Source organism: Bacillus sp. Medicinal_06 (assembly GCF_056711665.1).
This window is the reverse complement of the sequence record NZ_JBWYHD010000013.1, coordinates 72,965-87,988: the sequence shown is the minus strand read 5'-3', so window position 1 is coordinate 87,988 and position 15,024 is coordinate 72,965. Positions and strand designations below refer to the sequence as shown.

The 15,024-nt window shown below is 38.2% G+C and carries 10 protein-coding genes, 9 tRNA genes, 2 rRNA genes and 2 pseudogenes; 22 read left to right on the top strand and 1 reads right to left on the bottom strand.

All coding sequences use genetic code 11. The annotated features are described in order from the left end of the window. The 20 genes and pseudogenes from AC1M36_RS23625 to AC1M36_RS23530 form a co-directional block, all read left to right on the top strand. A 23S ribosomal RNA gene (locus AC1M36_RS23625) occupies window positions 1-234 on the top strand; the annotation flags it as partial. 92 nt (window positions 235-326) lie between these two features. Then, a 5S ribosomal RNA gene (gene rrf, locus AC1M36_RS23620) occupies window positions 327-442 on the top strand. Window positions 443-451: 9 nt separating this feature from the next. Beyond that, window positions 452-526, top strand: a tRNA-Asn gene (locus AC1M36_RS23615). A 4-nt stretch (window positions 527-530) separates the two neighbouring features. After that, a tRNA-Thr gene (locus AC1M36_RS23610) sits at window positions 531-603 on the top strand. A gap of 23 nt (window positions 604-626) precedes the next feature. Further along, window positions 627-701: transfer RNA gene (locus tag AC1M36_RS23605), tRNA-Glu, on the top strand. Window positions 702-706: 5 nt separating this feature from the next. Beyond that, window positions 707-782 (top strand) — tRNA-Val (locus tag AC1M36_RS23600). A 16-nt stretch (window positions 783-798) separates the two neighbouring features. Next, a tRNA-Tyr gene (locus tag AC1M36_RS23595) sits at window positions 799-882 on the top strand. A 65-nt stretch (window positions 883-947) separates the two neighbouring features. Next, a tRNA-Gln gene (locus AC1M36_RS23590) sits at window positions 948-1,022 on the top strand. Between the two features lie 5 nt (window positions 1,023-1,027). After that, a tRNA-Lys gene (locus tag AC1M36_RS23585) sits at window positions 1,028-1,103 on the top strand. A 5-nt stretch (window positions 1,104-1,108) separates the two neighbouring features. Further along, window positions 1,109-1,180 (top strand) — tRNA-Gly (locus AC1M36_RS23580). A gap of 10 nt (window positions 1,181-1,190) precedes the next feature. After that, window positions 1,191-1,263, top strand: a tRNA-Ala gene (locus tag AC1M36_RS23575). 162 nt (window positions 1,264-1,425) lie between these two features. Continuing rightward, a complete protein-coding gene (locus AC1M36_RS23570) occupies window positions 1,426-2,571 on the top strand; it encodes a glycerate kinase (RefSeq protein ID WP_479846242.1) in 1,146 nt (381 codons plus the stop codon). A gap of 220 nt (window positions 2,572-2,791) precedes the next feature. Then, on the top strand, window positions 2,792-3,685 hold the full coding sequence (rocF, locus tag AC1M36_RS23565; RefSeq protein ID WP_336453792.1) for an arginase: 894 nt from the start codon (window positions 2,792-2,794) through the stop codon (window positions 3,683-3,685). Window positions 3,686-3,940: 255 nt separating this feature from the next. After that, complete coding sequence (gene cdaA / locus AC1M36_RS23560; RefSeq protein ID WP_336453791.1) at window positions 3,941-4,768, top strand: diadenylate cyclase CdaA; 828 nt, start codon at window positions 3,941-3,943, stop codon at window positions 4,766-4,768. Then, window positions 4,761-6,209: a CdaR family protein gene (locus tag AC1M36_RS23555; protein ID WP_336453790.1), complete on the top strand. Its 1,449-nt coding sequence runs from the start codon at window positions 4,761-4,763 to the stop codon at window positions 6,207-6,209. The genes cdaA and AC1M36_RS23555 overlap by 8 nt, the downstream gene beginning before the upstream one ends. Continuing rightward, on the top strand, window positions 6,202-7,548 hold the full coding sequence (gene glmM, locus AC1M36_RS23550; RefSeq protein WP_336453789.1) for a phosphoglucosamine mutase: 1,347 nt from the start codon (window positions 6,202-6,204) through the stop codon (window positions 7,546-7,548). Before AC1M36_RS23555 ends, glmM begins: the two co-directional genes overlap by 8 nt. Window positions 7,549-7,834: 286 nt before the next feature. Further along, a pseudogene (locus AC1M36_RS23545) lies at window positions 7,835-8,017 on the top strand (hypothetical protein). A 12-nt stretch (window positions 8,018-8,029) separates the two neighbouring features. Beyond that, complete coding sequence (gene glmS, locus AC1M36_RS23540; RefSeq protein ID WP_336453788.1) at window positions 8,030-9,832, top strand: glutamine--fructose-6-phosphate transaminase (isomerizing); 1,803 nt, start codon at window positions 8,030-8,032, stop codon at window positions 9,830-9,832. Window positions 9,833-10,115: 283 nt separating this feature from the next. Beyond that, window positions 10,116-10,682, top strand: a complete 567-nt coding sequence (locus AC1M36_RS23535) for a DUF4256 domain-containing protein (RefSeq protein ID WP_336453787.1) — start codon at window positions 10,116-10,118, stop codon at window positions 10,680-10,682. Window positions 10,683-10,770: 88 nt separating this feature from the next. Further along, a pseudogene (locus tag AC1M36_RS23530) lies at window positions 10,771-10,893 on the top strand (hypothetical protein); the annotation flags it as partial. Between the two features lie 134 nt (window positions 10,894-11,027). Here AC1M36_RS23530 and yknW read toward each other — a convergent pair. Beyond that, window positions 11,028-11,708, bottom strand: coding sequence for a YknW family membrane protein (gene yknW / locus AC1M36_RS23525; protein ID WP_336453786.1), 681 nt, complete (start codon window positions 11,706-11,708; stop codon window positions 11,028-11,030). Window positions 11,709-11,840: 132 nt separating this feature from the next. On the opposite strand from yknW, the gene AC1M36_RS23520 reads away from it, so the two are divergent. Both AC1M36_RS23520 and AC1M36_RS23515 read left to right on the top strand, forming a co-directional pair. Beyond that, a complete protein-coding gene (locus tag AC1M36_RS23520; protein WP_479846243.1) occupies window positions 11,841-13,625 on the top strand; it encodes a DUF3981 domain-containing protein in 1,785 nt (594 codons plus the stop codon). A 120-nt stretch (window positions 13,626-13,745) separates the two neighbouring features. After that, window positions 13,746-15,005, top strand: a complete 1,260-nt coding sequence (locus AC1M36_RS23515; RefSeq protein ID WP_479846241.1) for a multidrug effflux MFS transporter — start codon at window positions 13,746-13,748, stop codon at window positions 15,003-15,005. Window positions 15,006-15,024 lie beyond the last annotated feature (19 nt).

The window sequence follows — 15,024 nt, the reverse complement described above, 5'->3', positions numbered from 1 at the left end:
CCGGGATGGACGCACCGCTGGTGTACCAGTTGTTCTGCCAAGGGCATAGCTGGGTAGCTATGTGCGGAAGGGATAAGTGCTGAAAGCATCTAAGCATGAAGCCCCCCTCAAGATGAGATTTCCCATAACGTAAGTTAGTAAGATCCCTGAAAGATGATCAGGTTGATAGGTTCGAGGTGGAAGCATGGTGACATGTGGAGCTGACGAATACTAATAGATCGAGGACTTAACCATATAATATGAATACAAATGTTATCTAGTTTTGAAGGAATATATATTTAAAATTCCTGTTGACATTCTGAAAAGAATGTGTATAATAATAAAAGTCTGGTAATGATGGCAGAGAGGTCACACCCGTTCCCATACCGAACACGGAAGTTAAGCTCTCTAGCGCCGATGGTAGTTGGGACCTTGTCCCTGTGAGAGTAGGACGTTGCCAGGCTTGCATTATTCCGCAGTAGCTCAGTGGTAGAGCTATCGGCTGTTAACCGATCGGTCGTAGGTTCGAGTCCTACCTGCGGAGCCATTATGCTTCCATAGCTCAGCTGGTAGAGCACTTCCATGGTAAGGAAGAGGTCACCGGTTCAAGCCCGGTTGGAAGCTTGCGAACGGTATTACAACTTTTTGGCCCGTTGGTCAAGTGGTTAAGACACCGCCCTTTCACGGCGGTAACACGGGTTCGAATCCCGTACGGGTCACCACTTTTGGAGGATTAGCTCAGCTGGGAGAGCACCTGCCTTACAAGCAGGGGGTCGGCGGTTCGATCCCGTCATCCTCCACCATATAACTTATCATGTCGGAGGGGTAGCGAAGTGGCTAAACGCGGCGGACTGTAAATCCGCTCCTTCGGGTTCGGCAGTTCGAATCTGCCCCCCTCCACCATTTTTAAAAATCAACCTGATAAAGGTTTATTTTTTTGAAAAGACAAGCATACTAGTAAATATTGATGGGCTATAGCCAAGCGGTAAGGCAACGGACTTTGACTCCGTCATGCGCTGGTTCGAATCCAGCTAGCCCAGCCATTTACGAGCCATTAGCTCAGTTGGTAGAGCATCTGACTTTTAATCAGAGGGTCGAAGGTTCGAGTCCTTCATGGCTCACCATTTTCGCGGAAGTAGTTCAGTGGTAGAATACAACCTTGCCAAGGTTGGGGTCGCGGGTTCGAATCCCGTCTTCCGCTTTGTTACTTCGGGGCCTTAGCTCAGCTGGGAGAGCGCCTGCCTTGCACGCAGGAGGTCAGCGGTTCGATCCCGCTAGGCTCCATTATAAATTAGAAAAAACCTTACATCGAAAGATGTAAGGTTTTTTGTTTATCCTGCTTAATAAGGACAAGTTTCCATTCATTTCGTTTACAATAGAAAGATAGAGTGAAATATAAGGTTCGAATTAAAGCGTGTTTGGATACGGAGAATGGAGGGATGAGTGTTGAAAATTGTTATTGCATCTGATTCATATAAAGAAAGCTTACGAGCGATAGAAGTATGTAAGGCTATTGAAAAGGGATTTACTAAAATCTTTCCTGAAGCTGAGTATGTAAAAGTCCCAATCGGAGACGGAGGAGAAGGTACTGTCCAGTCCCTTGTTGATGCTACGGGTGGAAAGATTATTTCACTTTATGTAACAGGCCCACTTGGAGGGCTTGTAGAGGCATTTTACGGCATTTCGAGGGATGAAAGAACGGCATTTATTGAAATGGCAGCAGCATCTGGATTACATCATGTTCCAGTTGCAAAGAGAAATCCTCTCATCACAACAACAAAAGGAACAGGAGAGCTTATATTAGATGCGCTGGACAAAGGCGTACAGCACATCATTTTAGGGCTTGGAGGAAGTGCTACGAACGATGGGGGGACTGGCATGCTCTCTGCCCTAGGTGTAAAGTTTTTAAAGAAAGATGGACAAGTAATAGAACCTGTCGGTGGAAATTTACATTCAATTGATTCTTTCGATTTAGCGAAATTGGATTCTCGTTTAGAGCATGTAAAAATAGAAGCAGCATGTGATGTGGATAATCCTTTAACAGGACAAAAAGGAGCATCTTTTGTATTTGCAAAACAAAAGGGTGCTAGTAGAGAGATGATTGTACAGTTAGATGATAATTTAAAGCATTATGCTCATTTATTAAAACAGCAGTTACATATTGATGTAGAAAAGATTTCAGGTGCAGGAGCAGCGGGGGGATTAGGTGCAGCAGTTGTTGCTGTACTACAAGGGAAATTAAGAAAAGGAATTGAAATTGTATTGGATTATACAAATTTTGATGAACATATAAAAGAAGCCGATCTTGTTCTTACAGGCGAAGGAAGAATAGATGTACAAACAGCTTATGGAAAAGCTCCAGTTGGGGTTGCTAGGCGTGCAAAGCAATTTCATATACCTGTTATAGCTATTGGAGGTTCTGTACTATCTAATCATATTTTAGTTTATAAAGAAGGAATAGATGCTGTGTTTAGTGCCACATCAAGCCCAATGACACTAGAAGAAGCTTATATAGCAGCGAAGGAAAATATTGAAATAACCGCACGAAATATCGCATCTGTATGGAAAATAGCATCAGAAAAACGTCTCTAATATAGGAGGCGTTTTTTTATTTTCAATTATGAATACATACATGCGTAATGAAATTTTCTTAGAAATGGTTCATTTTATGCATAGAATAGATTCAAAATGTAGACTTTCACATAAATATGAGTGAATAGAGTGTATATACATACAAAAAAATGTCGAGTTGAGTCAGACTATATAAAAGATTTAAAATATTTAGTGAAGGCATAAAAGGGGGAGACTATCTATGAAGAAAGAAATTTCAATCGTTGGAGTTCCAATGGACTTAGGACAAATGCGTCGCGGGGTTGATATGGGGCCAAGTGCAATTCGTTATGCGGGAATAATTGAAAGAATTCAAAATATTGAGTATGACGTAGAAGATATCGGAGACCTATGTATTGAAAGAGAACAGGAGATAGATGAAAATACAAAATTAAGAAACCTTACACAAGTTGCAAATGTTTGCGATGAATTAGCAAGTAAGGTTGATCATATTATAGAAAAAGGTCGTTTTCCACTGGTACTAGGTGGAGACCATAGTATTGCTATTGGGACACTTGCAGGAGTGGCAAAGCACTATAAAAATTTAGGGGTTATTTGGTACGATGCACATGGGGATTTAAATACGGAAGAGACATCACCGTCTGGTAACATTCATGGCATGTCACTTGCAGCAAGTTTAGGTTATGGACATTCTTCACTCGTTAATTTATATGAAGCGTATCCGAAGATTAAAAAGGAAAACGTTGTTATTATCGGTGCACGTGCATTGGATGAAGGGGAAAAAGACTTCATTCGTAATGAAGGAATTAAAGTGTTTACAATGCATGAAATTGATCGTATGGGTATGACTGCTGTTATGGAAGAAACAATTGCTTATTTATCTCATACAGATGGTGTTCATTTATCATTAGATTTAGATGGACTTGATCCACATGATGCGCCAGGAGTTGGAACACCTGTAACTGGTGGACTATCGTATCGTGAAAGCCACTTAGCGATGGAAATGTTAGCGGAGGCTGATATTATTACATCTGCTGAGTTTGTTGAAGTAAATCCAATTCTAGATGAGAAAAATAGAACGGCAACAACGGCAGTAGCTTTAATGGGTTCTTTATTCGGTGAAAAACTAAAGTAAATGTAAGAAAAGCAGCTGAAATGCTGCTTTTTTTATTTTAAAATGAGAGTATAATAGTGAGTTATATTATACCGTTATGTAAAAGAAAGTTCGACATCTTACCAATTTCCACCAAGATGGTAACATCGTTTGTAATTGTCGTTTCTTTCATGTATGGTATAATTAACTAGTTGTTGTAAATACATACAGATAGAGCAGAATAATAATATTTCAGTATATGGATAAAATTGCTCATAAGTAGGAGGAAGGGTTAGCATGCCTTTTGGAGATATGAACCTTTTGAAATATCTCAGTACGATATTAGATATCGCCGTTGTGTGGTTTGTTATATATAAGCTAATTCTTGTAATCCGAGGTACAAAAGCTGTCCAACTTTTGAAAGGGATTACAGTTATTATTATCGTTCGTATATTAAGTTATTTATTTGAATTGCATACATTACAGTGGCTTACAGACCAAGCTTTGACATGGGGATTTTTAGCCGTGATTATTATTTTCCAACCAGAGCTTAGACGAGCGCTTGAACAATTAGGAAGAGGGAGCTTGTTCTCCCGTGCGATTGGTCAGGAAGAAGAAGAATATGAAATCGTTGCGAATGCAGTGGCAAAGGCAACTGAATATATGGGTAAACGACGTATTGGTGCGCTTATTACGTTATCTAGAGAAACTGGAATGGGAGATTATGTGGAAACCGGAATTCCTTTAAATGCGAATGTCTCATCAGAACTTCTCATTAATATCTTTATCCCAAATACGCCACTTCATGATGGAGCAGTTATTATGCAAGGAAATACGATTAAAGCAGCAGCTTGTTACTTGCCATTATCGGAAAGCCCGTTCATATCAAAAGAATTAGGAACGCGCCACCGGGCTGCGATGGGAGTTAGTGAAGTTACTGATAGCATTACAGTAGTTGTATCAGAAGAAACTGGCCAAATTTCTTTAACTAAAAATGGAGAATTACATCGTGATTTAAAAGTCGAACAGCTGAAAGAAATGCTTTTAGCAGAGTTTAGTGGAAATATGAAAACAACTTCTTCATCTTTATGGAATTGGAATTGGAGGAGAAAGCGTCATGGATAAGTTAATGGAGAACCACTGGTTTTTAAAAGGAATTTCATTACTATTGGCGTTCATGCTTTACATGTCAACGAATTTGTCAGACAAAAGTACAACAGGGAATAAGAATACATCACCGTTTCCAACAGGTGATATAACTGAAACAGTGTCTAACATTGTAGTAGCAGTAAACTACGATGAAGATAAATATATTGTAAGCGGCATCCCCAAGTATGTAAAAATAAAATTGGAAGGACCCAAAAACGTGATTACTGCAGCAAGGTCACAACGCGAGTTTGGTGTATCTTTAGATTTACGTGGGTACTCCACTGGAACATATGACGTTCCTTTAAAATATACCGGGATGGAAAACAATTTAAAAGCAACAGTTCAACCAGAGAAAGTTAAAGTTACGATTCAAAATAAGGTAAAAAAATCATTTCCTGTGGAAGTGAAGTATTCAAATGAGAATCAAATGCCGGGTGGTAGTATGGGGGCTAATCCAACTATTAAACCAGGGACTGTTGAAGTTACCGGTACAGCAGAGGAACTAGCAAAAGTTGCGCTTGTGAGAGCGTATATTGATTTGAAGGGGATAACAAAAACAGTCACAAAGACAGCTGAAATTGTATTGTATGATGAGGACGGACGGAAGTTAGACTTACAAGCAACACCGTCTAAAGTAAATGTTACAATCCCAGTTTCAAATTCAACTGCGACAAATAATATTGAGAAAACAGTTCCATTAACTTATGCAAAAAAAGGAAATGCACCGGAAGGGCTAGCTGTTACAAATATCAGTATCGAGCCAAATGAGGTGACAATAGCGGGTCCCAAAGATGTTTTGGATAATATAAAGTCCTTGGAGGGCGTCGAAGTAGATCTTAGTAAAATTACGGAGTCTACAACATTCGATGCCTCTGTTTTATTACCGAAAGGTGTAACAAATGTAAGTCCCAGCCAAGTCAAGGTTTCTGTCGAAGTGCAAAAGCAAAAAAGTACAAAGCATAAGACAATCGACGGCATTTCTATACAAAAAAATGGACTATCAGATGAATTCACTTTACAACTACTTTCCCCGCAGAATGGAAAGATAAGCGTTGATATTTCAGGGGAAGCAAGTATAGTAGATAAAATAACAGCAGCACAAATAACAGCGGCAATTAATCTACAAAATATATCTTCTGGTACGCATGATATTCCAATTCAGGTTAGTGGTCCTAATGGTGTTTCAATAGAAGCAAAACAAAAAAATGCGAAGGTAACTCTTGTAAAGAAAGAAAAACCAGATCAAGAAGTACAAGGTAAGCCAGAGCAACCAGATTCACAAAAAGATAAAGAGACTGAGACAGAAAAACCAAAAGAAGAAGATCAAAACAAAGAACCTGAAAAAGAGAATGAAGAAAAACAAGAGGAAACTCAAAAACAAAAAGAGCAAGAAAAAGGAGCGAATAGCAATGGGTAAATATTTTGGTACAGATGGTGTGCGCGGTGTCGCGAATGAGGAATTGACGCCAGAATTAGCGTTTAAAATTGGGCGTTTTGGAGGATATGTATTAACAAAAGATACAGATCGTCCAAAAGTTATTATTGGTCGTGACACACGTGTATCTGGTCATATGTTAGAAGGTGCGTTAGTAGCAGGCCTATTATCAACTGGAGCAGAAGTTATGCGCCTTGGCGTTATTTCAACTCCTGGAGTTGCTTATTTAACAAAAGCACTAGATGCACAAGCAGGTGTTATGATTTCAGCATCTCATAACCCAGTACAAGATAACGGAATTAAATTCTTCGGTTCAGATGGATTTAAACTAACTGATGAGCAAGAAGCAGAAATTGAGGCTTTATTAGATAAAGCAGTAGATGAATTACCACGTCCAACAGGAACAGAACTTGGACAAGTGAACGATTACTTTGAAGGTGGACAAAAATACTTACAATACATTAAACAAACTGTAGAAGAAGATTTTTCAGGCTTACATATTGCTTTAGATTGTGCACATGGGGCAACGTCTTCTTTAGCACCATATTTATTTGCAGATTTAGAAGCTGATATTTCTACAATGGGAACTTCACCAAACGGTATGAACATTAATGATGGTGTTGGTTCTACGCATCCAGAAGGTCTAGCAGAACTAGTAAAAGAAAAAGGTGCAGATATTGGACTTGCATTCGATGGTGATGGAGACCGCTTAATTGCAGTAGATGAAAAAGGAAACATCGTTGATGGCGATCAAATTATGTATATTTGTGCGAAGTACATGAAAGAAACCGGTCAGCTAAAACATAACACAGTTGTTTCAACAGTTATGAGTAACTTAGGTTTCTATAAAGCGCTTGAAGCAAACGGTATTACAAGTGATAAAACAGCAGTTGGTGATCGCTATGTAATGGAAGAAATGAAACGCGGCGGTTATAACCTTGGTGGTGAACAATCTGGTCATATTATCTTACTTGATTACATTACAACTGGAGATGGAATGTTAAGTGCACTTCAGCTTGTAAACATTATGAAAATGACGAAAAAACCATTGTCTGAGCTTGCAAGTGAAATGACAAAGTTCCCACAATTATTAGTGAACGTTCGTGTAACAGACAAAAAATTAGCATTAGAAAATGAAAAAATTAAAGAAATCATCCGTGTAGTAGAAGAAGAAATGAACGGAGATGGTCGTATCCTTGTTCGTCCTTCTGGAACAGAACCACTTATTCGTGTAATGGCAGAAGCACCAACACAAGAGATTTGTGATGGATATGTACATCGTATTGTAGAAGTTGTGAAAGCTGAAGTTGGCGCTGAATAATTCGTTGATTCTATACAAAAAAGGAGCACAAAGCGTGCTCCTTTTTCATATGTTTTATAGACAATGAAAAATTTTCATTGACGGTTTATGTTGTTTGTTATAAGATTGTCTTGTTCTTTTTCTCAAAGAAAATATATGAATTATGAAAGCGCCAGAACTACAAGTTGTGTAGTTGACGAGGAGGAGTTTTATCGAGATTTCGGCGGATGACTCCCGGTTGTTCATCACAACCGAAAGCTTTTACTTAAATCACAGGGGTGACTCGGTGGACAAAGGTAAAGGTGTGATGAGAGAAAAGGAACGGATCAATACTAGCTGTATAAGTATATACGGACTGAAACCAATTGAGAGGAAGGTGAAAGCCGTTACAGATTTGCAGGGCTAGCAATATGTAATCCGTTTTTTATATGTAAATAATGGGATCGGACTATGTCGTTACATGTTCGCAGAGCAATGTAAGCATTTGTAACGGCGACTAAACATGTGTGGAATCGTAGGATTTATTGGAGATCAGGATGCAAAGGAAATTTTATTAAAAGGTTTAGAAAAGCTAGAGTACCGCGGATATGATTCAGCGGGTATTGCAGTACAAGCAGAGAACGGTGTTGTTGTATATAAAGAAAAGGGCCGTATTGCAAAACTTCGTGAAATCGTAGACGAGAGCGTAGCGGCAAGCGTGGGAATCGGTCACACACGCTGGGCTACACATGGTGTTCCAAGTAGAGTAAACGCACATCCGCATCAAAGTACATCAAAACGCTTTACGCTAGTTCATAATGGTGTAATTGAAAACTATGAATTAGTGAAAAAAGAATATCTTCAAGATGTAACGTTTGTAAGTGAAACTGATACAGAAGTTATCGTGCAGCTTATGGAACAGCAAGTAAGCACGGGACTAAGTGTAGAAGACGCATTCCGTAAAACGTTATCCATTTTACATGGTTCTTATGCAATTGGATTACTTGATGCTGAAAATCCAAACATGATTTATGTTGCTAAAAACAAAAGCCCGCTATTAGTAGGTGTTGGTGACAACTTTAATGTTGTTGCGAGCGACGCAATGGCGATGTTACAAGTTACAGATCAATTTATCGAGTTAATGGATAAAGAAATGGTAATCGTAACACAAGAAAGTATTACAATTAAAAACTTACAAGGTGAAACAATCGAGCGTGCACCTTTTACAGCGGAATTAGATGCAAGTGATATTGAAAAAGGAACGTATCCTCATTTCATGCTAAAAGAAATTGATGAGCAACCACTTGTAATCCGTAATATCATTCAAAAATATCAAAATGAAAATGGCGAAATTGAATTAGATGCAGACATTCGTAATGCGATTTTAGATAGCGATCGTATTTATATTATTGCATGTGGAACAAGTTATCATGCAGGACTTGTTGGAAAGCAATTCATTGAGAAGTTTGCAAAAGTACCTGTAGAAGTACACGTAGCAAGTGAATTCTCTTACAATATGCCATTATTAACAGAAAGACCATTCTTCATTTACATTTCACAAAGTGGTGAAACTGCAGATAGCCGTGCAGTACTTGTACAGACAAATGAAATGGGTCATAAAGCATTAACAATTACAAACGTACCAGGTTCTACGCTTTCTCGTGAAGCAGATTACACATTACCTTTATATGCAGGACCAGAAATTGCAGTTGCTTCTACAAAAGCTTACACAGCTCAGCTTGCAGTGCTTTCAATCTTAGCAGCTGACATTGCAAAAGCAAAAGGTGAAGTTCTTGATTTTGACTTAACACACGAATTAGGTCTTGTAGCGAATGCAATGGTAGTACTTTGTGATCAAAAAGAAGAAATGGATGCACTAGCAAAACAATTTTTAGCAACAACTCGCAACTGTTTCTTTATCGGACGTAGCGTAGACTTCTACGTAGGTTTAGAGGGTGCGTTAAAGCTAAAAGAAATCTCTTACATCCAAGCAGAGGGATTTGCTGGTGGAGAATTAAAACATGGTACAATCGCGCTAATCGAAAAAGGTACACCAGTTATCGCACTTGCTACGCAAGAGCACGTGAACCTTGGAATTCGCGGCAACGTGAAAGAAGTAGTAGCACGCGGAGCAAACCCATGTATCATCTCAATGAAAGGCTTAGAAATGGAAGGTGATAGCTTCGTACTACCAGCTGTACACGAAGCATTGGCACCGCTTGTAGCAGTTATTCCATTACAACTTATCTCATACTACGCAGCGCTTCACCGTGAGTGTGATGTTGATAAGCCACGTAACTTAGCTAAGTCTGTTACTGTTGAGTAGGAGATTGGTAGAGTAACTAGTTTATGTAGATTTGAAATAAAGTTGCACCGTTTTACCCCTTTAGATATGATTATCTAAAGGGGTATTTTTATGTCGAAAAGAAAAAGAACATCTGGAATTGAAAGATCGATTAAGGAACTGTTGAGTGACAATAAGTTATTTCGTTAAATGGTCAGACTGTTGAAAAATAGATTTAATAAATTATATAATTTATTGTAAACTGAGTTCACATAATTATTTAGACGATTTATTATAAAACATATACTTAAAGGAGGAGACTAATATGCCAGAGAATAGAAATGAGTTGCCAGTAGAAAAGCGTGAAGAATTAATCAGAGCATTGAAAGTCCGTTTTGAGAAAAACATGAACCGTCATAAAAGTCTTGAATGGACTAAAGTCCAAGCAAAGCTGGATGCTAATACTGAAAAAATGTGGTCGCTCAACGAAATGGAAGTAACTGGCGGTGAACCGGATGTTGTTGGTCATGATGAAGAGAAGGATGAATATATTTTTTATGATTGTTCAGCGGAAAGTCCTAAAGGTCGCAGAAGCCTTTGTTATGATCGTGAAGGGCTAGAATCAAGAAAAAAACATAAACCAGAAAATAATGCTATTGATATGGCAACTGCCATGGGCATTGAACTATTAACGGAAGAACAATATCGGGCGTTGCAAAAACTTGGGAATTTCGATATGAAAACTTCGAGTTGGGTACAAACGCCCTCTGATATTAGAGAACTTGGCGGTGCCCTTTTTTGCGATTGCCGCTTCGGGCACGTTTTCGTTTATCACAATGGAGCAGAATCCTATTATGCTGCCAGGGGCTTTCGTGGTTCGCTAAGGGTCTAAATTTTGCACAGGCAGCTAAATTTGAATTTGAGAACGGATCGCCTAGGGGAAAATTTTAATTTCATTCTTCAACTATCGGGCGCTTTCGTTGAAGAGCGCTGAACTGGTTAAAGTGAACCCCATTAATGGGACGGGGCTTTTTCTAAGTTCGGGATACACGATTAATCAAGCTGGCCCAATCGGAACAATGATTGCATATTTAATTGGTGGACGAAACCTGAAGATATAAAAAGAATTGTAGATTGGGCACGAGGAAAATTATAAAATATGTGGATGAAAAAGAGGATCGTAAAACCTATTCTTAAAAAGAGTGGGTTTTACGATCCTTATTGTTAATATTTTAGGTTAATGCATCTGTGTAATCCCCTGCATAATCCCACCTATACTCATTAAAGCAGTTGTAATGATAAATAACAAAATCACAAGTACCGTAACTTTCTTTCTATGTAATCCCGTTACAATATATAACCCAATACCTAAAACGATATAGTACCAAATGGCGAACATATCTACTCTTTGTGCCATAGTATGTAAGATGAGGTTGTCGGTTAGTAAGGGGGCTAAACTCGTATAGGAAATTTGATAATCTCCTAGTAAAACAGCGATAGTCCCATTTACTAATATACCGAGTTTCATAATGAATACGGAATAGAGCGTAACGCAAAGTAATTCTTTATAAGTTGTGTCGACTCCAAAAAAGATCATGATGTTTTTATAGAGGATAGGAGCGCAAAACATGGATATAATGCCGCTAACTGCAGCAAAGCCGAAAGTAGTTAAGAAAGTAATATGAGTAGGGGTTTGAAAAGTAGAATTACTATTCATTTGTTTTATTGCAGGATTATTTAGTGTGACATATGAGATAAGAGCGCTCGTAATAATTGTTAAAAGTAAAATAATGAATAATGGTAGGAGAATGGGCTTTTGTGTACGCATCCTTTGGAATTGTAGTGTAGGTGAAGTGATCATGCTGAATATAGACGGTTTTTTGGTAAGATCATCGTTTAATGCTGTATTTGTTTCCATGATTACTCCTTTCTTTTCAGGTATCCATTTCTAATCTTATCATAAAAATGTTTCGTTTTCCCATTTTCACCTCATTAAACCTTATTCGGTATGATGAAATATAAAACACAATAAAAGGAGATATTGCCTTTGATTAAATTTTTAGTTTTAGCTATTCTCACGTTGTTTTTGATTCCATGGACAAGGAGTGGTAAGGCACTTCGTACAGTGGATAAAGAAGAATCTGAGAAAGTTGTAAAGAAAAAGAAGGCACCGATTGGGAAAGCTATAAAAAAAAAGAAAGCACCGATTGAGAAAGCTATAAAGAAAAAGAAAGTACCGATTTTAGTTATTCCGCTCCTGCTTTGGATTGGTATTGCAATCTATGAATATTTCTGGTTAATCGATAACCGTGTGGACTCGATTCTTACGCATTATTCAGTTGTAATTGCAGTATTAATTGGAGTAGGCCTCGTTTCTCAAGAGAAAAAAGGAAGATTAGAAGTGAAGTTAAAAGCAATAGCGATGCTTGCTTTACTTGTATCTTACGGCTATTTTGGTTACTTGCATGATATGGTAATCTCGCAAAATAAATATGATTCTGTTGTGAAAGTAGAAAAGGATATTTCAGAGCCATTTACTGAAAATGAACAACCGTTTACTGTTCCTCCGAAAACGGCAGAAAATAAGATGAAAAAGGTATTTGGGGATATTCCAAAAGTCGCGTATTTTGAATTAGGGGAGCTTACACCGCAAATGGTGAAGGGAGAAGCATTATATGTAGCTCCAATTGAAGTTTCTGGATTATTTAAGGCGCGTAAGGCTGAAACAATTCCAGGTTATGTGACGATGTCAGGTACAAATCCTGATGCGGAAGCGAAATTACACCTCGGTTATAAAATGAAATATGTACCAAGTATGTTTTTCGGTAATAAATTGGAACGTGTTGTTCGAAAGGCAGAACCAAACCTTATCTTCAAAGGGAAACCGAAATTTGAAGTGGATGATAAAGGAAAACCGTACTATACGATGACATATGGTGAATTTATTTCAGTTCGATCTGGATTTGAAGTAAAAGGCGTTGTAGTTGTGGATGCACAAACAGGTGATTTGAAAAGATATGATAAAGAGCAAGCACCTAAGTTTATTGATGGCGTTCTAAATCATGAAACAGCATCAACGTTAAATACGTATTTCGGTAAGTTCATACATGGTTTTTGGAACACGAAATTTTCTCAAAGTGATGTAAAGATTCCAACTGAATGGGGAACGAAGGAAGGGGTTACACCGATATTTGGGAAGGACGGCAAATTGTATTACTTTACAGATTTTACTTCTCCAAAAGAAGGTATCGATTCCGCTTTAGGTTACTCCTTAGTGGATGCACGTACTGGAAAGCTTTATTACTATAATGGAAAAGAAGTAAAAGGGATTATGGATGGTTCAGCTGCTACAGAAGTGGTGGATAATTCCTTTAAGAGAGAGAAATGGCATGGAACAATGCCTGTCATTTATAATGTATACGGCAAACCGTCTTGGATTGTGCCTGTGATTGATGACGGAGGGTTAGTACGTGCTCATACCGTAATCTATGCTTCGAATGCCAAGGTATTTGCGACAGGTTCAACGCAAAAAGAAGCGCTTGAGAAATATAAAAGTGTGTTAACAGGAAATGGCGATCCCTTCCGTCCAACTTCTAGTGGAAAAGAAGCAGAAAAAGAAGGCGTTGTACAACGCGTCTATAAAGAAAAATTAGGTGAAAACACAATTGTATTTGTACTGCTAGAAAATGAGCAAAAAGTATTTATGATTTCAGCAAAAGACTTTCCGTATGCTATGTTTACAGAAGTGGGAGATCCAATTCAGATCACATATTTAGACACAGGGGAAACGATGTCTTCTGTATCTAAATTTACAAATGGCAACTTGAGAAAGTAAAGCGATAGAGATTCTATCGCTTTTTTCTTTTCGTTACTTAGGAAAATACGATATACTTGACGTATATTTAATGTTGTAACTATAATTGTTACAATTCGGAGTTTATATTAGAAAGGATGAATGATGGAAGTGAATGAAGTTAATCACGATGTATATAAACCTGTAAAAGTAAACAGGTTATGGATGATTCTTGTATTAGGGACACTTACAGCAATTGGACCATTGTCCATTGATATGTATTTACCTTCGTTACCAAAATTAACGGATGATTTACAAACGAATGCTTCTCTCGCTCAACTTACTTTAACAGCTTGTTTACTAGGACTTTCAGTTGGACAATTATTTGTTGGGTCAATTAGTGATATTTATGGACGGCGCAAACCTTTAATTATTGCTCTTATTATTTATGTTGCCTCTTCTTTGCTTTGCGCTGTTGCACCATCTATTTGGAGTTTAGTTCTTTTACGTTTCTTACAAGGAGCTTCAGGTTCAGCTGGGATTGTTATATCGCGTGCGATGGTACGTGATATGTACTCAGGGTCTGAGATGACGAAGTTTTTCTCACTGCTTATGTTAGTAAACGGAGCAGCACCGATTTTAGCGCCGATTATTGGAGGGCAGTTATTGCAGTTTACATCATGGCGCGGAGTCTTTATCGTTCTTGGAGCAATAAGTGTCTTTATGTTAGTATCCGCTACTTTTGTATTGCGTGAGACATTACCTCTTGAAGAGAGGGAAACAGGCGGCCTGACAGGAACATTATCAACATATGGAAAGTTATTAAAAGATCGTTTATTTATGGGATATGCTTTGTCCCAAGGTTTAGTGTCAGCGGCGATGTTTGCTTATATTTCGGGATCACCGTTTGTGCTGCAGAATATATACGGAGCAACACCACAAGCATTTAGTTTATTCTTTGCTATCAATGGTATTGGTATTATTATTGCCAGCCAAATTACCGGGCGTTTAGCAGGGAAGCTGAGTGAGAAAACATTATTTGTAACAGGGATTGGAATTGCTGCTGTTGGTGGGCTTTCCTTATTTCTCACGATTGTACTAGGAATCGGATTAATTGGTGTTTTATGCTCATTATTCCTTGTCGTATCAAGTGTTGGAGTTGTATCGACAACAGGGTTTTCACTCGCGATGAGAAATCAAAAACAAGCTGCGGGAACAGCTTCAGCTTTACTTGGATTGTTACAATTTATTTCTGGAGCACTTGTTGCACCTTTAGTAGGGATTGGCGGTAGTAACACTGCACTTCCTATGGGTATTGTGATTGCTCTTTGCGAAGTGGGCGCAGTTTTATGTTATATCTTTATGGTAAAGCGTAGTGAAAAGCAGCTAGTACTTCAAGAAAAGCAAAATATAAATGCATAAAGAATGCTGAAAAAGGGCT

Excerpts from the sequence above, each read along its gene's own strand:
- cdaA (WP_336453791.1), top strand. The coding sequence starts at position 3,941 with ATGCCTTTTGGAGATATGAACCTTTTGAAATATCTCAGTACGATATTA.
- glmS (WP_336453788.1), top strand. The coding sequence starts at position 8,030 with ATGTGTGGAATCGTAGGATTTATTGGAGATCAGGATGCAAAGGAAATT.
- AC1M36_RS23515 (WP_479846241.1), top strand. The coding sequence starts at position 13,746 with ATGATGGAAGTGAATGAAGTTAATCACGATGTATATAAACCTGTAAAA.
- AC1M36_RS23555 (WP_336453790.1), top strand. The coding sequence starts at position 4,761 with ATGGATAAGTTAATGGAGAACCACTGGTTTTTAAAAGGAATTTCATTA.
- yknW (WP_336453786.1), bottom strand. The coding sequence starts at position 11,708 with ATGGAAACAAATACAGCATTAAACGATGATCTTACCAAAAAACCGTCT.
- rocF (WP_336453792.1), top strand. The coding sequence starts at position 2,792 with ATGAAGAAAGAAATTTCAATCGTTGGAGTTCCAATGGACTTAGGACAA.
- AC1M36_RS23535 (WP_336453787.1), top strand. The coding sequence starts at position 10,116 with ATGCCAGAGAATAGAAATGAGTTGCCAGTAGAAAAGCGTGAAGAATTA.
- glmM (WP_336453789.1), top strand. The coding sequence starts at position 6,202 with ATGGGTAAATATTTTGGTACAGATGGTGTGCGCGGTGTCGCGAATGAG.